Source organism: Streptomyces sp. AM25, assembly GCF_058146165.1.
On record NZ_JBKIWN010000009.1, the window covers coordinates 335,743 to 356,135 of the forward strand.

Annotated in this window: 17 protein-coding genes; 5 read left to right on the forward strand and 12 right to left on the reverse strand. The window is 71.9% G+C overall.

What is annotated here, in order from left to right; genetic code table 11:
* Window positions 1-83 precede the first annotated feature (83 nt).
* The 3 genes from ACLHRZ_RS14220 to ACLHRZ_RS14230 are packed head-to-tail and all read right to left on the reverse strand — an operon-like array spanning window position 84 to window position 3,171.
* Entirely contained in the window at window positions 84-944 is an 861-nt protein-coding gene (locus ACLHRZ_RS14220; RefSeq protein ID WP_490418757.1) for a sugar ABC transporter permease, read from the reverse strand.
* Window positions 941-1,870, reverse strand: a complete 930-nt coding sequence (locus ACLHRZ_RS14225) for a carbohydrate ABC transporter permease (protein WP_490418758.1) — start codon at window positions 1,868-1,870, stop codon at window positions 941-943. Before ACLHRZ_RS14225 ends, ACLHRZ_RS14220 begins: the two co-directional genes overlap by 4 nt.
* Entirely contained in the window at window positions 1,870-3,171 is a 1,302-nt protein-coding gene (locus ACLHRZ_RS14230) for an extracellular solute-binding protein (RefSeq protein ID WP_490418759.1), read from the reverse strand. The genes ACLHRZ_RS14225 and ACLHRZ_RS14230 overlap by 1 nt, the downstream gene beginning before the upstream one ends.
* Before the next feature lie 183 nt (window positions 3,172-3,354).
* Between ACLHRZ_RS14230 and ACLHRZ_RS14235 the strand changes: the two genes are divergently transcribed.
* Complete coding sequence (locus ACLHRZ_RS14235) at window positions 3,355-4,767, forward strand: alpha-amylase (protein WP_490418760.1); 1,413 nt, start codon at window positions 3,355-3,357, stop codon at window positions 4,765-4,767.
* On the forward strand, window positions 4,761-7,397 hold the full coding sequence (gene pulA / locus ACLHRZ_RS14240; protein WP_490418761.1) for a pullulanase-type alpha-1,6-glucosidase: 2,637 nt from the start codon (window positions 4,761-4,763) through the stop codon (window positions 7,395-7,397). Before ACLHRZ_RS14235 ends, pulA begins: the two co-directional genes overlap by 7 nt.
* On the opposite strand, the gene ACLHRZ_RS14245 is transcribed toward pulA, so the two are convergent.
* From ACLHRZ_RS14245 to sph, 6 genes are all read right to left on the reverse strand, one after another.
* Window positions 7,391-9,319 carry a hypothetical protein gene (locus ACLHRZ_RS14245; RefSeq protein WP_490418762.1) on the reverse strand — a complete coding sequence of 643 codons (1,929 nt, stop codon included), beginning with the start codon at window positions 9,317-9,319 and terminating at the stop codon, window positions 7,391-7,393. The two genes, pulA and ACLHRZ_RS14245, sit on opposite strands and share 7 nt — an antisense overlap.
* Before the next feature lie 138 nt (window positions 9,320-9,457).
* On the reverse strand, window positions 9,458-10,261 hold the full coding sequence (locus tag ACLHRZ_RS14250) for a tyrosine-protein phosphatase (protein WP_490418763.1): 804 nt from the start codon (window positions 10,259-10,261) through the stop codon (window positions 9,458-9,460).
* A gap of 204 nt (window positions 10,262-10,465) precedes the next feature.
* Window positions 10,466-10,918: a cupin domain-containing protein gene (locus ACLHRZ_RS14255; RefSeq protein WP_490418764.1), complete on the reverse strand. Its 453-nt coding sequence runs from the start codon at window positions 10,916-10,918 to the stop codon at window positions 10,466-10,468.
* Window positions 10,919-10,963: 45 nt separating this feature from the next.
* Window positions 10,964-11,563 (reverse strand): winged helix-turn-helix domain-containing protein, encoded by a 600-nt coding sequence (locus ACLHRZ_RS14260; RefSeq protein WP_490418765.1) that lies wholly within the window; start codon window positions 11,561-11,563, stop codon window positions 10,964-10,966.
* A 338-nt stretch (window positions 11,564-11,901) separates the two neighbouring features.
* Window positions 11,902-12,831 carry a DUF6891 domain-containing protein gene (locus tag ACLHRZ_RS14265; RefSeq protein ID WP_490418766.1) on the reverse strand — a complete coding sequence of 310 codons (930 nt, stop codon included), beginning with the start codon at window positions 12,829-12,831 and terminating at the stop codon, window positions 11,902-11,904.
* Between the two features lie 83 nt (window positions 12,832-12,914).
* Window positions 12,915-13,898, reverse strand: a complete 984-nt coding sequence (sph, locus tag ACLHRZ_RS14270) for a sphingomyelin phosphodiesterase (RefSeq protein ID WP_490418767.1) — start codon at window positions 13,896-13,898, stop codon at window positions 12,915-12,917.
* A gap of 173 nt (window positions 13,899-14,071) precedes the next feature.
* Between sph and ACLHRZ_RS14275 the strand changes: the two genes are divergently transcribed.
* Both ACLHRZ_RS14275 and ACLHRZ_RS14280 read left to right on the forward strand, forming a co-directional pair.
* Window positions 14,072-15,505 (forward strand): ATP-binding protein, encoded by a 1,434-nt coding sequence (locus ACLHRZ_RS14275; protein WP_490418768.1) that lies wholly within the window; start codon window positions 14,072-14,074, stop codon window positions 15,503-15,505.
* A gap of 281 nt (window positions 15,506-15,786) precedes the next feature.
* Window positions 15,787-16,281: a hypothetical protein gene (locus tag ACLHRZ_RS14280; RefSeq protein WP_490418769.1), complete on the forward strand. Its 495-nt coding sequence runs from the start codon at window positions 15,787-15,789 to the stop codon at window positions 16,279-16,281.
* Window positions 16,282-16,285: 4 nt separating this feature from the next.
* Here ACLHRZ_RS14280 and ACLHRZ_RS14285 read toward each other — a convergent pair whose 3' ends face one another.
* Together ACLHRZ_RS14285 and ACLHRZ_RS14290 are read right to left on the reverse strand one after the other, a co-directional pair.
* Window positions 16,286-18,160 (reverse strand): glycoside hydrolase family 15 protein, encoded by a 1,875-nt coding sequence (locus ACLHRZ_RS14285; protein WP_490418770.1) that lies wholly within the window; start codon window positions 18,158-18,160, stop codon window positions 16,286-16,288.
* A gap of 78 nt (window positions 18,161-18,238) precedes the next feature.
* Complete coding sequence (locus ACLHRZ_RS14290; RefSeq protein WP_490418771.1) at window positions 18,239-18,607, reverse strand: arsenate reductase family protein; 369 nt, start codon at window positions 18,605-18,607, stop codon at window positions 18,239-18,241.
* A 131-nt stretch (window positions 18,608-18,738) separates the two neighbouring features.
* Between ACLHRZ_RS14290 and ACLHRZ_RS14295 the strand changes: the two genes are divergently transcribed.
* The gene (locus ACLHRZ_RS14295; RefSeq protein WP_490418772.1) at window positions 18,739-18,993 is read left to right on the forward strand and encodes a hypothetical protein; all 255 of its coding nucleotides are present in this window, start codon (window positions 18,739-18,741) and stop codon (window positions 18,991-18,993) included.
* Between the two features lie 47 nt (window positions 18,994-19,040).
* Here ACLHRZ_RS14295 and ACLHRZ_RS14300 read toward each other — a convergent pair whose 3' ends face one another.
* Complete coding sequence (locus ACLHRZ_RS14300) at window positions 19,041-20,174, reverse strand: acyltransferase family protein (protein WP_490418773.1); 1,134 nt, start codon at window positions 20,172-20,174, stop codon at window positions 19,041-19,043.
* Window positions 20,175-20,393: the final 219 nt, after the last annotated feature.

The following is a 20,393-nucleotide window of genomic DNA, read 5'->3' on the forward strand; positions in this document are numbered from 1 at the left end:
GTGTACGGGATGGACGGGTGCGGTGCAGCGGTGCAGCGGATGCACGGGTCAACGACGGGGGCGGAACAAGGTGAGTGCCTGTTTCAGCCCTTGGTACCGCCGGCCGTCAGCCCGGCGACGAGGTGCCGCTGGGCGAGGAAGAACACCAGCCCGGCCGGGACGGTGATGAGCACGGCCGCGGCCGTCATCAGCCCCCACTCGGCCTTCTGCTGGCCGACGAACGTCTGCAGGCCGACGGCGAGGGTGTAGTGCTCCTCGCTGCTCATGAACTGGCTGGCGAAGGCCACTTCGCCCCAGGCGGTGATGAAGGAGTAGAAGGCGGTGACGGCCAGTCCGGGCCGGGCCAGCGGCACGATCAGCCGCCAGAAGGTGCCGAAGGGGGTGAGCCCGTCGACGCGCCCGGCCTCGTCGATCTCGGCCGGTATGGAGTCGAAGTACCCCTTGAGCATCCAGGCGCAGAACGGTACCGACACCGAGCAGTAGGTGAGGATCAGGCCGGTGTAGGAGTCGAGCAGCTCCAGCTGTCCGAGGATGGTGTAGAGCGGCACGATCAGCACCGCCATCGGGAACATCTGGACGACCAGGAAGGTCCACATCAGCGGCCGGTGGCCGGGGAAGCGCATCCGCGAGACCGCGTAGCCGGCGCTCGCGGAGACGAGCACGCCGAGCACGGTCGCGCCGACCGCGACGATCACCGAATTGCCGAACCAGGTCAGGAACTTCGTCTGCCCGAGGATGTGGCTGTAGTTGGAGAGGCTCAGCCCGCCCGTGAGCCGCGTGGGCTCCTGCCAGCCGTCGCGGCCGCGCAGGGACACGTAGACGACGAACAGGACCGGGAAGAGCGAGACGAGGGATGCGGCGACGAGCGCCGCGTGCAGGCCCACGGAGGCGGCGCGGGAGCGCTCGCCGCGCAGGCGGACGGGCTCGGCGGTGCTGCTGCTCATCGCGCGGCCTCCTGACGGGCGAGCATCCGGCGGTAGAAGACGGCGAAGACCAGGAGCAGGGAGAGGATGAGGATGCCGTACGTCGCCGAGCCCGCGTAGTCGCGGATGCCCTGGAAGGCGAGCCGGTAGGAGTACGTCACCAGGATCTCGCTGTCCGAGCTCGCCCCTTGGCCGATCAGCAGGTAGATGACCTGGAACATGTTGAACGTCCAGATGGTGCCCAGCAGGATGACGGTCCCGCTGACGGGGCGGAGCCCCGGGAGCGTCACGTGCCGGAAGCGCTGCCAGGGCGAGGCGCCGTCCATCTCGGCGGCCTCGTGCAACTCGCCCGGTATCGCCTGCAGTCCGCCGAGGACGGCGACCATCATGAACGGCACCCCGAGCCAGACGTTCACGGCGACGGCCGAGATCTTCTGGAGCGTCGTGTCGCCGAGCCAGTCGACGGTGCCGAGGCCCAGCCGGTCGAGGACGGCGTTGAGGACGCCGTACTTCTCGTTGAAGATCAGCCGCCAGGAGAAGGTGGCGACGAACGCGGGCACCGCCCACGGCAGGATCAGCAGCACCCGGTAGAGCGCCCGGAACCGCACCTTGCGGTTGAGCAGCAGCGCGAGGCCGAGGCCGAGCGCGTAGTGCAGCAGGACGCAGGACGCGGTCCACACGACGGTCCAGGTGAGGCGCGAGTAGAAGTGTCCCTCCTGCCCGGAGAGCACCTTCCAGTAGTTGTCGAGCCCGACGAAGCGGTACGTCGCGGGGATGTGGTTGACGCCGATGGTGCGCGCGACGTTGGCCTCGTTCGCGTCGGTGAAGGACAGGTAGATGCCCCGGCCGAGCGGATAGCCGACGAGCACGGCCAGCACGAGGACCACGGGGAGGACCATGGCCCAGGCGTACCAGTGGGTGTCGAAGGAGCGGCGGATGCGGGTCATTACTTCTGGATCTCGTAGTCCTTCAGCAGCGCCGACTGCCAGGCCTTGGCAGTGGCGTCCAGCCCCTCCTTCGGCTCCTCCTTCAGCGTCAGGATCTTCGTGTAGTGCTGCAGCCAGTCCGTGAACAGGTCACCGCCCTGCGGGATCGCCGGCCGTGCATGAGCCTTGCCCAGCGCCTCGTAGTAGGCCTTGCGCACCGGGTCGGCCAGCACGTCCTTCGTGTAGGCGGACTTGCGGGTCGGCAGCACGCCGATCGCCGTGGACGCCGCCTCCTCCTGGGCCGTGTCCGTCATGAACCTCACGAAGAGGTACGACGCGTCGAAGTTCTTCGAACCGGCGTAGACGACGAGGTTGTGCCCGCCGACGGGCGCGCCCGCGGTCCCCGTGGACCCGGCCGGGACGGGGGAGATGCCCAGGTTGTCCTTGGACTGGAAGGCGTCGCCGCCGAAGATCTCCTTCGTCGCCCACGGCCCGTCGACCAGCATCGCCAGCTTGCCGTTCTTGAAGTCCGTCTTGAGCGCGTTGTACCCGTCGGTCCCGGCCGGCTTCGGTGCGGCACCGGACTTGACGAGGTCCACCGCGGTCTCGATGCCCTTCAGGGACGCCGCGTCGGCAATGGTGATCTTCTTGTGCGCGACGTCGAGCATGTCGCTGTTCTCGCCGTAGAGGAAGGGCAGCGAGTAGTAGCTGTCGGGGCTCAGGCCGATGCCGTCCGCACCCGTCTTGTCCTTGATCTTCCGGGCCGTGTCCTTCACCTCCTGCCAGTCGGCCGGCGGCTTGTCGATGCCGGCCTTCCGGAAGAGGTCCTTGTTGTAGAGGAACCCGAGGGTGTCGGTGACCTGCGGGACGCCGTACGTCCTGCCCTGGTACGCCGCGTTCTTCAGCGGCCCCTCCAGGAAGTCGTCCTGCTTGTCGAGCGCGGGCGTGCCGGTGAGGTCCTTGAGGTAGCCGAGCTGGGCGAAGCCCGGGGTCCAGCCGACGTCGGAACGCAGCACGTCGGGCGCGCCCTTGCCGGTGGAGGCGGCCGTCTTGAACTTCTGCTGCGCCTGGTCGAAAGGCACGTTGACGTAATCGACCTTGATCTTCGGGTACTTGGCCTCGAAGGCGGTGACCAGCTTCTTGAAGGCCGGTGCCTCGTTGGTCGCGTCGGACGTGTCCCACCAGGTGACGGTGCCGCTCACGCTGCCCGGGTCGCTCGCCGCCTTGGCGCCGTCGCTCCCGTCACCGCCGTCCCCGCCGCAGGCGGTTGCGGTCAGGGCCAGCACACCGACGACGGCGGCGACCGATATGCCTCTTCGCATATGGATCTCCTCTTCAAGGAGGCCGGCCTGGAGCAGGGCGGCCCGAGCTGAGGAGGAAGTTAACAGGCTGAAATCTCTTGCGAAAGACCTTGCAAGAACGGAAACACCCGCATACGGTCTCGGCGGCAGGCAATGGCGCCGTGCGGGCCGTGCCCTGCCTCCCCTCACCCCCCAGGAGGCCTCATGGCTCCCACCGCCATGCCCGGAATCCCCGGAATCGCCCGGAGAACCAAGGCCGTTGCCGTCGCCCTCGCGGCGGGAGCGGCCGTGACGGTGCCGCCGGCGCAGCCGCACGCGCAGGCTGCGGTCCCCGGTGAGAAGGACGTCACCGCCGTCCTCTTCGAGTGGAACTACGTATCCGTGGCGAAGGAGTGCAAGGACACCCTGGGCCCCGCGGGCTACGGCTACGTCCAGGTCTCGCCGCCCGAGGAACACATCCAGGGCCCCCAGTGGTGGACCTCGTACCAGCCCGTGAGCTACCGCATCGCCGGCCGGTTCGGCGACCGGAACGCCTTCGCCGCCATGACCGGTGCCTGCCACACCGCCGGGGTGAAGGTCGTCGTGGACGCCGTCCTCAACCACATGGCCGCCGGGGCGGGCACCGGGACCGGGGGGACCGTCCACACCAAGTACGGCTACCCGGGCACGTACCAGGACGCCGACTTCCACACCTGCCGCAAGCCCGTCAGCAACTACGCCGACCGCAACGACGTCCAGAACTGCGAACTCGTCGGCCTCGCCGACCTCGACACCGGCAGCGAGCACGTCCGCGACCGGGAGGCGCAGTATCTGAACGACCTGCTGTCGCTGGGCGCCGACGGCTTCCGCGTCGACGCGGCCAAGCACATGGCCGAGGGCGACCTCGCCGCCATCAAGAGCAGGCTGAGCAAGCCGGACGTCTACTGGAAGCAGGAGACCGTCTACGGCCAGGGCGAGGCCGTGCAGCCGGAGGAGTACCTGCGCACCGGCGACGTCCAGGAGTTCCGCTATGCGTGGGACCTCAAGCGGGTGTTCCAGCGCGAACGGCTCGCCTATCTGAAGAACTTCGGCGAGGGCTGGGCCTACATGCCGGGGGACAAGGCGTCGGTCTTCGTCGACAACCACGACACCGAGCGCGACGGCAACACGCTCACCTACAAGGACGGTGCGGACTACACGCTGGCGCACGTCTTCATGCTGGCGTGGCCGTACGGTTCGCCGGACGTCCACTCCGGCTACGAGTTCACGGACCGCGATGCGGGGCCGCCTGGCGGCGGGGCCGTGCACGCTTGTTGGCAGGACGGATGGAAGTGCCAGCACAAGTGGCCGGAGATCGAGTCGATGGTGGGCTTCCGCAATGCGGTGCGGGGCACGGCGGTTGGCGACTGGTGGGACAACGGGTACCAGGCGATCGCCTTCGGGCGGGGGGACAAGGGGTATGTGGTCGTCAACCATGAGGCGTTCGCGGTGAACAGGACGTTCAAGAGCTCGTTGCCGGGCGGGAGCTATTGCGATGTGCAGAGTGGGCGGAGTGTAGCGGTGCGTCCGGATGGGACGTTCACGGCATCGGTCGCACCGGGGACGGCACTGGGCCTGTATGCGGGGGCGAGATGCTAGGCCGGTTCTTCGGGCGCGGGCCGTCCGTGGCTGGTCGCGCAGTTCCCCGCGCCCCTTACGGGGCACTGGCCCTGGTGATCGTGCTGTCCTTACCGGGCGCCGTTCCCGCGCATGCCGCCCCCGCTGACGAGGGGGCGAGGGTCCAGTGGATCGACCGCACCACGGTCGCATGGCCAAAAGGGCTCGGGGATCCGAGCCGCCCGCACCACCTCGTCCACGACGGCGGCCGCTTCACCCTCACCCTCCGCCCCGGCGGGCTGGCCGAGTACCCGGGCTACGACGCCTACCAGGTCCACGCCCGCGAGGACGACGAGCGCACCGCGCTCAGAGGAAGTCTGACCGCCGAGTCGGACGACGGCGCCACCACCGGTGTCCAGATCGCCGGTGTCCTCGACGACCTCTACGCCGGCCCCGCGGCCGGCACCCGCCTCGGCCCCGTCTTCCGCGACGGCCGCCCCACCCTCTCCGTGTGGGCCCCCACGGCCCGTACCGTCGCCCTCGAACTCGACGGCGGGACCGTCCCCATGCGCCGCGACGCGGCAACCGGCGTCTGGAGTGCCACCGGCCCCCGCTCGTGGACCGGCAAGAGCTATCGCTACGCCGTCACCGTGTGGGTGCCCGCGCTCCGCGAAACCGTCACCAACCACGTCACCGACCCCTACTCCACCGCCCTCACCACCGACTCCGCGCGCAGTGTCGTCACCGACCTGGACGACCCGGGCCTCGCCCCGCCCGGCTGGCAGGCCCTGCACAAGCCGAAGGCCGTGCCGCTGCGGAACGCCCGGATCCAGGAGCTGCACGTCCGCGACTTCTCCATCGCGGACCGCACGTCGCGGCACCCCGGCCAGTACCTGGCCTTCACGGACACGTCCTCCGCAGGCATGCGGCACCTGCGGCAACTGGCCGCATCCGGCACGTCGTACGTGCACCTGCTCCCCGTCTTCGACTTCGCGAACGTCCCCGAGAGGCGGTCCGACCAGGCCACGCCTCCCTGCGATCTGAGTTCCTTCCCCGCCGACTCCGAGAAGCAGCAGGAGTGCGTGGGCAGGACGGCCGCCCGCGACGGCTACAACTGGGGCTACGACCCGCTGCACTACACCGTTCCCGAGGGCTCGTACGCCACCGACCCCGAAGGGCCGGGCCGGACACGGGAGTTCCGGCAGATGGTGCAGGGGCTGGCCGGTGCCGGGCTGCGGACCGTCATGGACGTCGTCTACAACCACACCGCGGCGTCGGGCCAGGACGAGAAGTCCGTCCTCGACCGGATCGTCCCCGGCTACTACCACCGCCTGCTCGACGACGGCACGGTGGCCACCTCCACCTGCTGCGCCAACACCGCGCCCGAACACGCCATGATGGGCAAGCTCGTCGTCGACTCCGTCGTCACCTGGGCGAAGCAGTACAAGGTCGACGGCTTCCGCTTCGACCTCATGGGCCACCACCCCAAGGCCAACATCCTCGCAGTGCGCAAGGCGCTCGACGCCCTGACCGTGACCAAGGACGGCGTGGACGGCAAGGCGGTCATCCTCTACGGGGAGGGCTGGAACTTCGGCGAGGTGGCGAACGACGCCCGGTTCGTCCAGGCCACGCAGAAGAACATGGCCGGCACCGGCATCGCCACCTTCTCCGACCGCGCCCGCGACGCGGTGCGCGGCGGCGGCCCCTTCGACGCGGACCCCAGGGCGCAGGGCTTCGGGTCCGGCCTGTTCACGGACCCCAACGGCGCGCCGGTCAACGGCAGTCCGCAGGAGCAGCGGGCCCGGCTGCTGCACGACCAGGACCTGATCAAGGTCGGCCTGACGGGCAACCTCGCGGACTTCCGCTTCACGGACTCGACGGGGCGCGAGGTGCGCGGCGCCGACGTCGACTACAACGGCCTGCCCGCGGGGTACGCGGCCGCGCCCGGCGATGCGCTCGCGTATGTGGATGCGCACGACAACGAGACGCTGTACGACGCGCTGGCGTACAAGCTCCCGCGGACGACGTCGCCCGCCGACCGGGCGCGGATGCAGGTCGTGGCGATGGCCACGGCGGCACTGTCCCGGGGCCCGGCGCTCTCGCAGGCCGGTACGGACCTGCTGCGGTCGAAGTCGCTGGACCGCAACAGCTACGACAGCGGAGACTGGTTCAACGCGATCCACTGGGACTGCCGCGACGGCCAGGGCAACGGCTTCGGCCACGGGCTGCCTCCGGCGGCGGGCAACGCGTCGAAGTGGCCTTACGCCCGGCCGCTGTTGGCGGACCCGTCCCTGCGCCCCGGCTGCGGTCCGCGGGAGGCGGCGTCCGCGGCCTACCGCGACCTGCTCCGGATCCGGACGACGGAGCGGGCCTTCGACCGGGGCACGATGTCGTTCCCGCTGTCGGGGCTCGGGGAGACGCCGGGGGTCGTCACCATGCGGGTGGGCGACCTGGTGGTCGTCTTCAACGCCACGCTGCACGCGCAGGCACAGCGGGTGCCTGCGCTGCGGGGGACGGGGTGGGCGGTGCACCCGGTGCAGGCCGCCGGCGCGGATGCGGTGGTGAAGTCGGCTTCGTACGAGCGGGGTTCGGGAACCTTCACGGTGCCGGGGAGGACGGTGGCGGTGTTCCGGGCGACTTCCGGCCCGTCCGGGGAAACGGCGCGTCACTGAAGCGGCTGCAGCGTGCCCCCACCTGTCAGCCGCGCAGCGAGCTTGGCCTGGGCCCCCTGCTGCGCCGGCACTGCCAGCAGCGGTCCCGCTGCGCTCCCGTGGACGCCCCCCGTCGCGGTGAGCGACGCCACGTCACCGCCTCCGGCCGCCCCCAGCGCGTACCAGTTGCCCCCGTGCGACTTCCACAGCACCCCGGCCAGCACCCGCGGCTCCCGCGCCCCGCAGGCCGGCGAGCCCTCCGCCCGGGCGACCACCGTCACGGGGGCGGACGGTGCGCGGAAGTCCGCCAGGACCCTGCTTCCCGTACCCCGCCACGTCTCCGCCCGGGTGCACGACCACTCCGCACTCCCGGCCCCGCCGGGCAGCGGCTGGGCCGCGAACTGCCACACGTTCACCGACCGCACCCCCTGCCCGCGCACCGTCGCCAGATGGCAGGCCGCGTGGGCCCACGCGCCGCGCGACTGAGCGCCGTCGACGTCGTGCGGCCCGGCCGAGGCGGCGGGGCTGCCCGTGGTCAGCCGGGCGGGGACGAGCTCGCCGAGATCGGTCACCGTGCGGCCGCCCAGCTGCAGCGCGGGCCAGCTCTGGCAGTCGTTCGGCGTCTCCTGCCCGGCGAGCGGGCTGCGCACCGCGTCGGTCACCCCGTCCCCGTCCCGGTGCAGCGGCTGCCCCGGGTCGTCCGGCTTCAGCAGATCGTTCAAGGACGCGTCGTCGCCGCCCAGCCAAGGAGCCGTCAGATAGCGGACGTTGCCGTCGGTGCGCCCGACCACCACCGCCGTCGCCGAGTCCTCGTCCGCCGCGTCCGTCCGCGCGAAGTCCAGTGCGGCGCCCCCGCCGTCCGCGCCCTTGGACTCCGCGTAGCGCACCACGCGCAGCCCGTCGTAGAGCAGCACGACCGTCGCCGCGTCGACGTCCCCCGCGAACAGCAGCTGCGGCGGCCCCGCCGCGGGCCCGGCCGCGGTGCCCGGGGTCGTCGTGACCTGCACCGAGCTGCCCGGCCGCGCCCATACGGCGAGGGCCCGGCGGAGCAGGGCCGTGTCGCCGGTGCGGTTGCCCCGGGCGGGCCAGGCCGCGAAGCCGGGGCGGTCGGCGTTCTTCCAGGCGGTGGGGGAGACCCGGGTCAGCCGGGCGGGGTCCAGGGCCTGCTCGGCGGCCGCGTTCTGCGCGTACGGCGGCGCCGCCGGGCCGTCCTCGCCCCAACCGCCCGACGGCAGGCCGATCAGCGTGCCGCACACGACGACCGCCGCTGCCGCCGCGAGGGCGGCCCGGGTGTGCTGGCGGCGGCGCATCAGGTCCGTGGGCCGGGCCTGCAGGGAGCAGGGGTCGAACTCCACGGACTCCAGCAGCGCCGCGTCCCGGCTGCCCGCCGGGATCCGCACCCCGTCGGCCTCGGCCAGCGCCGCGCCGGGCTCGGCCACCCCGGCGGCCGTCAGCAGCCGCCGCACCTCGTGGTCCGTGCGGGACTCCAGGGCGCGCAGCACGTACGCGGCCCGGCCGGGGCCGGAGAGCGCCGCGAGGGCCTGGTCGAGGGCGAGCTCGTCGGCGCCGCCCGAGCGCGGGAACAGCCGCAGCCCCCAGACCTGCGGCAGCAGCGGCGGCAGCTGGCCGGGGCGCGGCAGCTGCCAGCGCCCGCGCGGCCGCCCGGCGTCCAGCGCCGCCCGGAGGACCTGCTGCCGCACGTACCCGTACCCGGGGTCGTCGGCGACCGTGATCTCCGCTCCCCGGCTGCGCGGCAGGGCCCGCTGCACCAGGGCGTGCGCGGTGAGGACCCGCCGGTTGCGCCCCAGGGAGGGCGGGAGCACCAGGTACCCGAGCTTCACCAGCCGCGGATAGTGCTCGATGAGCGCGGCTTCGGCCTGCTCGACGTCGACGACAGCGTGCTGCTCCACGTAGGTGGAACGAGTGAATGGTCGGATGGTCACTTCATCGAACACCCGCGCGTTTCCGTGCACCGTCAGGGGCGCGGGGCTGTATCTGATATGCGGCTACGCCGCGTGGGCGCGAGCAACTGCAGACGACCCGCACCCGAAGAACCGGCCGCCCCCGTGGAGCGGCGCCGGCTACGCCCGGTACCGCGCCCGGATCCGGTCAACGGCGGCGTCGGAGACGCCCAGCCCGTCCCGCACGTACCGCTCCACGTCCCCGTACCGGCGGGTCATCTCCTCCAGCGCCGTCGCCAGGTACACCGGCCGGACGCCCAGGATCGCGTCCGCGATCTCCGGGTCGCCGCCCGCCGCCGTGAAGCGGTCGATGACGGGCGCGAAGGCGGCCTTCACGGCCGGGTTGACGGCGAGGTACTCGCGCTCGGCCGTCGCCTCGTCCGCGCCGAGCAGCAGCAGGATCACGGTGGCCGCCCAGCCCGTGCGGTCCTTGCCGGCCGTGCAGTGGAAGAGCAGCGGGCCGCAGTCCGGCTCGGCGAGCGCCGACAGCAGCGTGCCGTAGGCCCCGCAGGCGGAGCCGGCCGTCACGAACGCGCGATAGGCCTCGCCGAGCAGCTTCTCGGCCTTGCCGCCGCCCAGGTGCCGGTCGGCCACCGCCGGGTTGCCGAGGACGTCCTCCAGCCGGGCCGGCACCTGCTCGCCGCCGGTCACGGCCGTGGCGCCGTCCGCCATCACGTCGGCGACGATCAGCCGGGCCGCCTCCGGCAGCGCGTCGGGGCGCTCGGTCCGCTCGGTCTCGCTGCGCAGGTCGACGACCGTGTGGATGCCGAGGGCGGCGACGGCCGGGTCGGCCGCGGGGTCCAGCCGGTCCAGCTGGCCGGAGCGCAGGAGCAGGCCGGGGCGGACCGCGGAGTTGCCGGAGAGCGCGATACCTCCGAGATCGCGGAGGTTGATGATGGTGGAGGTATCGATCTGCTGCGGCATGGGGGGAGTCTCCCGTCTGGCTGTGCCTGGGTCTCCCCATTGTGAAGAACGTTTCCGCAGTCCGCGACGGCGGGGCCGCCGCGCCCCGAAGGGGCGCGGGGCTGTGCTGCATTATGCGGCTCCGCCGCGTGGGCGCGACCAGCCACATACGGCCCGCAGCCGCAGTACCGGCCCTCGCGGGCTGCGGGGCCGCGCCGCAAGGCGTCACGTCATGACGAAGTCCGCGTAGTCGAAGCCCGGCGCCACCACGCACGACACCAGCACCGGCTCGGTGCCCGCGGGCTCCGCCGCCTGCCACACGCCGCCCGGGATCAGCACCTGCGGCTGCTCCCCGCGCTCGACGCCGGGGCCGAGAACCGTCTCGGCGGCCCCGGCCTCGTCCGGTGCCCCGCCCGTGCCGCCGAGGCGCAGCCGCAGCGGGCCGCCGCGGTGCCACAGCCACATCTCGTCGGAGCGGACCTTGTGCCAGCGGGAGGTCTCGCCGGGATGGAGGAGGAAGTAGATGCCGGTCGCGAACGCCCGCGGCCCCTCGTACCCCTCGGGGTGCGCGGAGGCCGGGGTGCGCCACGTCTCCTTGAACCACCCGCCCTCGACGTGCGGTTGGAGGCCGAGGAGGGTGACGAGCCCGGAGGTTTTGTCGGTGCCCTTGTCCGTCATGTCCCCAGGCTCCCACCACCCGCCCCGGTCGGCGGCCCGAATCCGTCAGATGTGGGCCGGTGGTGCGTACTTGTAGCCCACGCGCCGGACGGTCACGATCGACGATCGGTACTCGGAGCCCATCTTGCGGCGCAGCCGGGCGACGTGGACGTCGACGGTGCGGCCGTCTCCCACGTGCCCGTAGCCCCACACGGTGGTCACCAACTGGTCGCGGGTGTGCACCCGGTGGGGGTGCGCCACGAGGTGGGCCAGCAGTTCGAACTCCAGGTAGGTGAGGTCCAGCAACCGGTCCGCGACGCGGACCGTGCGGTTCTCGGGGTCGATGCGCACCAGCGCGTCGCCCTCGGTGGCGGGCGCGGGTATGGCGGGGGCGGCGGGTGCGGCCGGCACGGGTGCGGCGCCGGGGAGGCCCGCCCGGTCGGCCGGGACCAGGACCAGGTAGCCGACCATCGGCGGCTGCCCCGGCAGGGCGGGCAGCGTGTGCTGCGGTGCGGGCAGCCAGGTGGCCCCCGCCTGCAGCAGGTCGGCGACGGCGGCCGGTGGCGGCACCTCGCCCGGGGCCACGGCCCGCAGCCGGTGGCGGGGGACGGTGACGGCGGCCGGGGCGGACGCGGGTGACGCGGTCAGGGTACGGAGGTTCGACATGGAGAGCTCAGCTCTTTCGCGCGAGGGACCGTCGAGAGGACGTGCACGTGCGCGGGCCGTTGGCCGGGTCCGGTCCCGGCGGCTGACTTCGACGAAGGGGTCAGCGGAAGGAGTGGGCCTGCGCGGAGGTCGCGCGACAACACACTCGGTCGAAGTCGTGATGCTGGCGGGAAGGCCAGAAGGGCTCGAGGTCGCTGCGACCCGTCGCGGTGTTCTGGAGGCTGGCCATGTCCCCTATTGAAACATGGCCGTCGCCTCTGCAGGAGCCCCTTTCCGGGCCTTTCCGCAGTTACCGCCGGACACCCCCGCCCGGCGGCCCGGAGCGGAATCCGGGCCGGTCAGAGCGGCTGCACCCGCTTGCGCCAGACCAGCGGGGCCACGCGTATCGCGCGGTCCGGGTCGCCGTCCCACTCGGCCGTCAGTCCGGCCTCCGTGAGCGCCGTCACGATCTCCCGCCCGACGGCGGCCGTCCTGTCGTCCTCCGCGCCGGCCTCGTAGGCGCCGTACAGCAGCCACAGGCCGTGGCCCTCGGCGGCGCGCTCGGTGTGCTGGTAGTGGAAGAAGACGAAGCCGCGGTCGCCCTCGGCCGCCTCGTCGCCGATCTCCTCCAGGCCGCACTTGCTGCAGCAGGTGAAGTGCATGCGGGCCGTGATGCCGGCGGTGCCGAGGGCGGCGAAGGCCGTCTCCAGCCGGTCCACGTCCGTCACCTCCGGCCAGCTCTTCTGCCCGTCCAGCTGCTCCTGCCACAGCCGCTCGACGATCCGCCGGGCGGCGGCCGGGGAGACGGGGGTGACGCCCTCGTCGTGGAAGTAGTCGGACACGTCCTCGGCGACCTCTCCGGGCGAGTCGAAGCCGCACCGGATCAGCAGCCGGGCCTGCTCCTCGGCCTCCTCCAGCAGCTCGGGGTCCAGGTCGTCGGCGCTCTCCCCGGGGGCGTCCTCCGACAGCTCCACCCGCTGCCACGCGTGGCCGTCCGCCCACCCCTCGGCCTGCCCGGCCCAGGCCACGAAGACGGCCGTGACCTCCTCGGCACTGGCCATCCGGGCCCCGAAGTGCCGCTCCGGCGAGCCGTCACGGTACTCCACCTCGTACGGCCCGTCCTCCTCGTGCCACGTCTGGATGTAGTGGTCGGCGCCGGCGCCGCTCCGCTCGGCCACCGCGAACCTGTCGCCCTCGCCGCCCAGCCGGCCGATCAGCCCGGCCAGCTGCTCGGCGGTGAGCGGCGAAAGCACCTCGCCGGGCTCGGTGTTGACGGTGATGGGCAGCATCGACGGGACCCCCTCGCTCGAAGGGCCGCCCCGCGATCAGCGACCCGTTGCGAGCATCCTGACACCACCCACTGACAACGGGGTCAGCTGGCCCCCGCTCCCGCGATCAGCGGGTAGTGGTCCGACAGGTCGGTGTACGTGTACTGCTTGCCCCAGCTGGAGACGGTCCACGGTGCGGACTGCTCCTTGACCACGGTGTTCCGCCAGTTCGCGGGCTTCGCGTGGCCCTTGAAGTGGAGGACGTAGTCGAGGTCCTCGCGGGCGTCGGTGGGGTAACGGTAGGAGGCGATGGAATTCTCCTTCGTGTCGAAGGAGTACGGGTGCCCGGTGCGGGCGTCCGCGGAGACGAGGCCCGCGTCGTTCAGCATCGAGGCGTACTCGGGGCTGTGGGAGTCCACGTTGAGGTCGCCGGCGAGCATCACCTGCTCGTCCGCCGGGATCTTCTTGGCGTCCAGGAAGGCGCCGATCTGCCGGAACTGCTTCGCCCGCAGGGCCGCCGGCTCGCCCGCCTTGCAGCCGTTGTCGGTGGACTGCGTGTGTGTGCCCACGACATGCACCTTGGTGCCGTTCACATTCAGCACCACGTAGGCGAATCCCTTGTTGGACCACCAGTCCGAGCCGCAGGCGTCGTTGTAGACGACCTGTTCCTTGCGGACGATCGGCCATTTGCTGAGCACCGCGACCCCGCCGTCCTCCGGGGTCGTGGAGGAGTAATTGCCGCCCGTCGCGTCCCAGCCGTCCTTGCCCCGGCCGACCACCGGGGTCTGATGCGGATACTGGTCCGCCGCACGGGACTTGAGGGTCTCCGAGGCGCTGTTGTCGAAGGCCTCCTGGAGGACGACGACGTCGTTCCCCCGGAAGAAGTCGGCGGCCGCTATCTCCTCGGCCCGGTGCTCCTGGCCCCAGTTGGGATAGAGATTGGCGGACATCAGGAAGGTGTTGTACGTGAGCACCTTCAGCTGCGGCACCGCGGCCGCCTGTGCCGCCGGGGCGGGAAGGGCCGTGGCGAGCGCGGCGGTGGCGGCGGCGAGCAGCGTGGCGGATCTGGCGGTCTTCGTGAACGGCACTGTCTCTCCTTGGGGAAAGCCTTGAGGAAGGCCTTGGGGAAGGGGCGGGTGCGTGGCACGGGGGCCGCCCCCATCAAATCACGCTGCTTTACCGAAAGATGACTAGCAGTTTGCCTCGGGGAGACGGAGGCCGGAACCCTGTTCAGCACGCCGGGGCAGCAGAATCGACCACTGTGCGAACCCGCGCGTTCTCCCAGAGCCTGCGCACCCGGCTCGTGATCGCCTTCCTGGCCGTCTCCGCCCTCAGCGCCCTGATCACCGCCGTCCTGACCTTCCGCGAGGCCCGCGAGGCGATCCTGCAGCGCACCCAGACCACCGCCGTGCACGACCTGCGCACCCAGATCGACTCCCTCGCCCCCGGCCTGCCCTTCCCGCCCAGGCCGCAGGACCTGCAGAACTTCGCCCTCCAGCTCGACCGCGCCGGCGGCTCCCGCAACTGGCGCACCTCCGCCGCGTACGGCAACGGTCCCGCCGTCCCCGAACGCCTGCCCGGCGATGCCGGCGTCGTCACCGGCGCCCTGCGCAGCGCGGTGCGCAGCCGCAATGAACCGCTCTACCAGCGCGTCGAGCGGAACGGCGGCCCCTGGCTGACCATGGGCATGCCGGTCACCTTCACCGGCAGTGGCCACAAGGCCTCCGGGCTCGACGTCTACGCGGAGTTCTCGCTGGCCGACGAGCGCGGCGACATCTCCTCCCTGGTCACCGCCGCCCAGGCCGGGGCCGTGCCCGCGCTGTCCCTGGCCGTCGTGCCCGCCCTGTTCGCCGCCCGCCGCGTGCTCCGGCCCGTACGGCAGCTGCGGCAGGCCGCCGAGAAGATCACCGGCGGTGCGCTCGACACCCGTCTGAAGGTGACCGGCACCGACGAACTCGCCGACCTCACCCGCACGTTCAACGCCATGGCCGCCGCCCTGGAGAAGGACGACGCCCGGCTGCGCCGCCTGGAGGCCAACTCCCGCCGCTTCGCCGCCGACGTCTCCCACGAGCTGCGCACCCCGCTCGCCGCCATGTCCGCCGTCACCGAAGTGCTCGACGAGGACGCCGCGCAGCTGCCGTCCGACACCGCCGACGCCGTCCGGCTGATCAGCGGCGAGACCCGTAAACTCACCCGGCTGACCGAGGACTTGATGGAGGTCTCCCGCTTCGACGCCGGAGCCGCCGCCCTCCACCGGGACGAGGTCGACGTCGCCCTCGCCCTCCGCAAGACCCTCCGGGCCCGCGGCTGGCAGGACCGGGTGACCGCGGACCTGCCCGAGGGGGTACGGGCCCGGTTCGACCCCCGGCGCATCGACGTCGTCGTCGCCAACCTCGTCGGCAACGCCCTGCGGCACGGCGGCCCGCCGGTGCGGCTGGCGGCGCGGGCGGCCGGCGGGCGCCTGCTGATCGAGGTGAGCGACAGCGGCCCCGGCATCGACCCCGAGGTCCTGCCGCACGTCTTCGACCGCTTCTACAAGGCCGACGCCGCCCGCGTCCGCTCCGAGGGCAGCGGGCTGGGCCTGGCCATCGCCATGGAGAACGTCCGGCTGCACGGCGGAACCCTGCGGGCGGCCAACAGGCCGGAGGGCGGCGCGGTGTTCACCGTCGACCTGCCGCTGACGGAGGAGCCGTGACCGGCCGCCGCGGCACGCTGCTAGGGCGCGTCCGATGGGTCGGCACAGGCCCCGCGACGCTCCCCCAGCTACCGCTGGGGGTACCCCCAGGCACGGCACCTCGCTGCGTTGTCGCATCACCCGAGTACGCCCAGTACGCGGATGATGCTCCGCCTTGCGATGCTCCCCCAGCTACCTCCCCCAGCTACCGCTGGGGGTGCCCCCAGAGGTGCCCCCAGCGCCGGACGCCGCGGGGCCCGCGCCGACCCATCGGACGCGCCCTGGCCCTGTGCCTGGGCGCCGTGTGCATCCTGCCGGGCTGCGGCATCGCCCCCACCGGCCTCGTCCGCGCCGGGGAGCCCGCGACCGGCATCCAGGAGCCCGGCGGCAGCTACACCACCGCCCGCATCTTCTTCCTCTCCCCGGTCGGCATCCAGGCCGTCTCCCGCCACGAGCGGACCGCGGCCGGCCCGCAGCGGGCCATGGACCTGCTGCTCGCGGGGCCCACCCCGGCGGAGCGGGCGCGCGGCCTGATCACCGAGGTCCCGGACACGATCGGCCCGGTGCACGCGACCGCGGCCACCGGCGCGGTGGACGTCGATCTGCCCGTCCCCGTCTCGGAGTTGCAGCCCGCCGCCGTCAGCCAGATCGCCTGCACCGCCGCGCACTCCTCGGTGCCGGGCGGCCGTCCCGCCACCGAGATCGACGTCCGGCTGCACGAGCAGGGCGGCCCGCCGTGGACGCTGCGCTGCAGCGACAGCGGCAACGCCTTCCCCGTGCTGTCCTCCGCCGGGTGACCGCTCAGCCCGTGTGCCACTGGCGGGCGGCGGGCCCGTGGTGGCTGCCGACGGCGCGGTCCAGGTTGGTGGCGGCGCTGATCAGCGCGAGGTGGGTGAACGCCTGGGGGAAGTTGCCGAGGGCCTCGCCCGCCGGCCCGATCTCCTCGGCGTAGAGCCCGAGGTGGTTGGCGTGCGTGATCATCTTCTCGAAGACGTAGCGCGCCTCGCCGACCCGCCCGGCGCGGGCCAGCGCCTCCACGTACCAGAACGAGCACAGGTTGAACGTGCCCTCCCCGCCGGTCAGTCCGTCGCTGCCGTCCGTCCGGTAGCGGTGCACCAGGCTGTCGCTGACGAGCTGCTCCTCGATGCCGCGCACCGTCGACAGGAAGCGCGGGTCCTTGGGCCCGGCGAACTTCACCAGCGGCATCACCAGCAGCGAGGCGTCCAGCGTGGCGCTCTCCGGGTACTGGCAGTAGGCGCCGAGCTCCGGCGTCCAGCACTGGTCCTGCACGAAGCGGTAGGCGGAGGCGGCTGTGTCGCGCCACTGCTCGACCGGCGCGGGCATGCCGCGGTGGCGGGCGATGCGGATGGCCCGCTCGAAGGCGACCCACGTCATCAGCGCGGAGTAGGTGAAGCGCTGCCGGCCGCCGCGGGTCTCCCAGATGCCGTCGTCCGGCTCCTCCCAGTGCTTCTCCAGCCATTCGAGCTGCCGGGCCAGCGCCTCCCACAACTCGTAGGAGATCGGCTCCCCGTGCTTGTTGTAGAGGTAGACGGAGTCCATCAGCTCGCCGTGGATGTCGAGTTGGAGCTGCTGGGCGGCGGCGTTGCCGATGCGGACGGGCCGGGCGCCCTGGTAGCCGCACAGGTGCTCCAGCACCGACTCGGGCAGCTCCGGGCGCCCGTCGATCCCGTAGAGCACCTGGAGGCCGGTGCCCGGGGGCGCCTGCACGCAGCGCTGGTGCAGCCAGTCGATGAAGGCGGCGGCCTCCTCGGTGAAGCCCAGGCGCATCAGGGCGTAGAGGGTGAAGGCGGCGTCGCGGATCCAGGTGTAGCGGTAGTCCCAGTTGCGGCCGCCGCCCGGGGACTCCGGCAGCGAGGTGGTCGCGGCGGCGACGAGGGCGCCGGTGGGCTGGTAGACGAGCAGCTTGAGCGCGAGGGCCGAGCGCTCGACCGTCTCGCGGTAGCGGCCCTGGTAGTTGGAGTGCCGCAGCCAGCTGTCCCAGTACTGCAGCGTCTTGTCCAGCAGCCGGGTGGCCTCGGGGCAGTCGATGGCGCGCATCGAGCCGTTGCCCGGCTCGCCCCACTGGGCGGCGAGCTCCAGCGACTGCCCGGGCTCCAGGGTCACCGTCGCGCGCACGGCGTCGCCGTCGGTCTGCAGCGGCACGGACGAGCGCAGCACCAGCGTCCCGGCGGAGCTGGTGAAGACCGCACCGGCGCCCTCCACCAGCCGCACCGCGTGCGGGGCGCGGGCGTAGTCGAAGGCGGGCCGGCAGCACACCTCGACCGTGGCCCGCCCGCGCAGCACCCGCACCTGGCGGACGATCTGCCGCGCACCGGAGGCCGGGCACGACGGGTGGTCGGGCACCATGAAGTCGTACAGCTCGGCGACCGCGCGCTGGGCCAGGAAGCGGGTCAGCAGCACGTTCGAGTCGGGCATGTACATCTGCTTGGTCCGCTCGACCTCGCGGACCTTCACGGAGAACGACCCGCCGATCCCGGCGTCGAGCAGCGAGCCGAAGACGGAGGGGGAGTCGAACCGCGGCAGACAGCACCAGTCGATCGTGCCGTCCACCCCCACGAGGGCCACCGTGTGCAGGTCACCGATGATCCCGTGGTCCTCGATCGGCAGGTAGCCCTGGGCGTCGCCGATGCGCTGTGCCTCGAGTGCGTGCTTCATGGGTGCCGCTCCCTCCCGCCTCGTCGCGGGACATGCCACACCACCCGTTATACCGCTGTACGGGCCGTACGGCCCCGGTCAGCCCTTAGCCCTGGCCAAAGCCTCCCGCACCGCCTCCTCGGTGCGGCCGACGACCGCGGAGCCGTCGTCCGCAGTGATGATCGGCCGCTGGATGAGTCTGGGGTGCGCGGAGAGGGCGGCGATCCAGCGGTCGCGCGCGCCTTCCTCCCGCGGCCAGTCCTTCAGCCCGAGCTCCTTGGCGTCGGCCTCCTGGGTGCGCGTGATGTCCCACGGCTCCAGCCCGAGGCGGCCGAGGACGGCGCGGATCTCGGCCTCCGAGGGCACGTCCTCCAGGTAGCGGCGGACGGTGTAGCCGGCGCCCTCGGCGTCGAGCAGCGAGAGCGCGCTGCGGCACTTCGAACAGGCGGGATTGATCCAGATCTCCATGCCGCACACGGTATCGCGGGGGTCCGACAAACAGTCTTCAAATGACGCCTGACCAGGGGCGTTTGTCAGTGCCCGGCAGTAAAATGGAGGGTGTTGAGAGAGGCTGTACGACCACTCACAGGGGGATACCGATGGGCGCAGCCACGACGTTTGACACCCTTCCCAAGCAGAGGATGCCCGCAGGCCGCCCGAGGGCCTGGTACGAGGCGCACAACCGGCAGCTGAAGGCGATGCGCCTGGCGATAGCGCTGCTGCACTCCGGGGTGTACCGGCCGGAGCAGGCGACCGACAGGAAGATCAGTGCGACGGCGGAGCGGATCGGGGTGCACCCGCCGTCGGACACGACGTGCCGCGTGGTGCGGGTGCTGATCCAGTTCGCGAACTGAACCGGGAAGGGGGGGGGGGGGGGGGGGGGGGCCCGGGCCCCCGCCCCTCACACCGCTGCCGGCCGGGCTTTCCGCCGCTTCCTGGTGAGCAGCTTCACGCCCGGCTTCTCCACGTACTCGTGGAGCACGACCGCTCCCGCCAGGGCGATGGCCATGACCAGCCCCGCCTGCACGGTCATGCTGAGGACGAGGTGGTGCTGTTTGAGGAGGTAGTTGGTGCTGTAGATGGCCATCTCGTGCACGAGATAGAAGGCGAAGGAGACCTCACCCAGATACACGAGCACCCGGTGCCGGAACGGGGACTCCTCCCCGCGCGCATCGGCCCGCGCGACCGCCGCGATGGTGAGCGTGTACGGGATCACCGTGGCCGCGCCCCAGCGGTACTCGTAGGGCAGCAGGTGCACCACGGCGAAGACCGCCGTCACGGACAGGGCGACGCTCACCACGACGCCCGGGCCGCGCCAGGCGCCGCTCTTCACCAGCAGCGCGAGGGCGATGCCGACGGCGAACTCGGGCAGCCGTGCGGCGGGCAGCATGTAGAGGAAGTACTTCGAGTTCCAGCCGGTGGCGTGCGCGATGTCGTTCATGAACATCGGGTAGCCCACGACGAACAGGTTCCCCAGGGCGACGACGGCCCACAGTCCGCGGGCCGACAGCCGCCGGATGGGGCGCACCAGGAAGGGGAACGTGAAGTAGAAGAGGAATTCGCAGCTCAGCGACCACGAGACGCCGTTGAAGCCGAACCACCAGTCGGACCGGTTCGGAACCCATGCCTGGGTCAGGGTCAGATTGCCCAGCGCGATGGCGGGATTCAGCGTCTGTCCCATCCACAGCAGCATCAGCGCCGCGACGCAGAAGGTCACCGCGTGGCTGGGGTAGATGCGGGCGAAGCGGCGCCGCCAGAAGCCGGTGACCGTGTCGTTCGGCCGTGCCGACCAGGCGAGGACGAACCCCGAGAGGACGAAGAAGAAGGAGACCGCCGAGGGCCCGGCGAAGGTGACGTCCCTCAGCCTGCCGAGGTGCTTGGGGGTGCCGACGGACTGGTCGTAGGCGAAGTGGTAGCAGAAGATCAGCAGCGCCGCGAACCACCGCAGCCCGGTGAGCGAGTCCAGCCGCGTCTGCGGTGCGGGGGCGCGGCCGACGGTTGTCTCCGGGGCGGCGGGCCGAGCTATGAGGCTCACTGCGGAACGCCCGCTGGGCGCGGATGTATGGCAGGCATGTGTCTTCCTTCAAGGGAGCCGCGGGCGGTCTGCTGTGCCGGGCGTGGCTGCTGCGGACAGCCGTTGCTGGCGATGACCTTTTCTATCAGCTGCCGCGGTTTTACCGACCCTTGAAGAAGGGGCGAGATGCGTGAGGATGGCAACACCGAGGGTGGCGATTGTGGCGACATGTGACAGTGC

Bases quoted from the DNA above. Each gene is read 5' to 3' on its own strand.
- ACLHRZ_RS14295 (WP_490418772.1), top strand. From the start codon at position 18,739: ATGGGCGCAGCCACGACGTTTGACACCCTTCCCAAGCAGAGGATGCCC.
- ACLHRZ_RS14230 (WP_490418759.1), bottom strand. From the start codon at position 3,171: ATGCGAAGAGGCATATCGGTCGCCGCCGTCGTCGGTGTGCTGGCCCTG.
- pulA (WP_490418761.1), top strand. From the start codon at position 4,761: ATGCTAGGCCGGTTCTTCGGGCGCGGGCCGTCCGTGGCTGGTCGCGCA.
- ACLHRZ_RS14255 (WP_490418764.1), bottom strand. From the start codon at position 10,918: ATGACGGACAAGGGCACCGACAAAACCTCCGGGCTCGTCACCCTCCTC.
- ACLHRZ_RS14265 (WP_490418766.1), bottom strand. From the start codon at position 12,831: ATGCTGCCCATCACCGTCAACACCGAGCCCGGCGAGGTGCTTTCGCCG.
- ACLHRZ_RS14235 (WP_490418760.1), top strand. From the start codon at position 3,355: ATGGCTCCCACCGCCATGCCCGGAATCCCCGGAATCGCCCGGAGAACC.
- ACLHRZ_RS14285 (WP_490418770.1), bottom strand. From the start codon at position 18,160: ATGAAGCACGCACTCGAGGCACAGCGCATCGGCGACGCCCAGGGCTAC.
- ACLHRZ_RS14220 (WP_490418757.1), bottom strand. From the start codon at position 944: ATGAGCAGCAGCACCGCCGAGCCCGTCCGCCTGCGCGGCGAGCGCTCC.
- ACLHRZ_RS14225 (WP_490418758.1), bottom strand. From the start codon at position 1,870: ATGACCCGCATCCGCCGCTCCTTCGACACCCACTGGTACGCCTGGGCC.
- ACLHRZ_RS14290 (WP_490418771.1), bottom strand. From the start codon at position 18,607: ATGGAGATCTGGATCAATCCCGCCTGTTCGAAGTGCCGCAGCGCGCTC.
- ACLHRZ_RS14250 (WP_490418763.1), bottom strand. From the start codon at position 10,261: ATGCCGCAGCAGATCGATACCTCCACCATCATCAACCTCCGCGATCTC.
- ACLHRZ_RS14260 (WP_490418765.1), bottom strand. From the start codon at position 11,563: ATGTCGAACCTCCGTACCCTGACCGCGTCACCCGCGTCCGCCCCGGCC.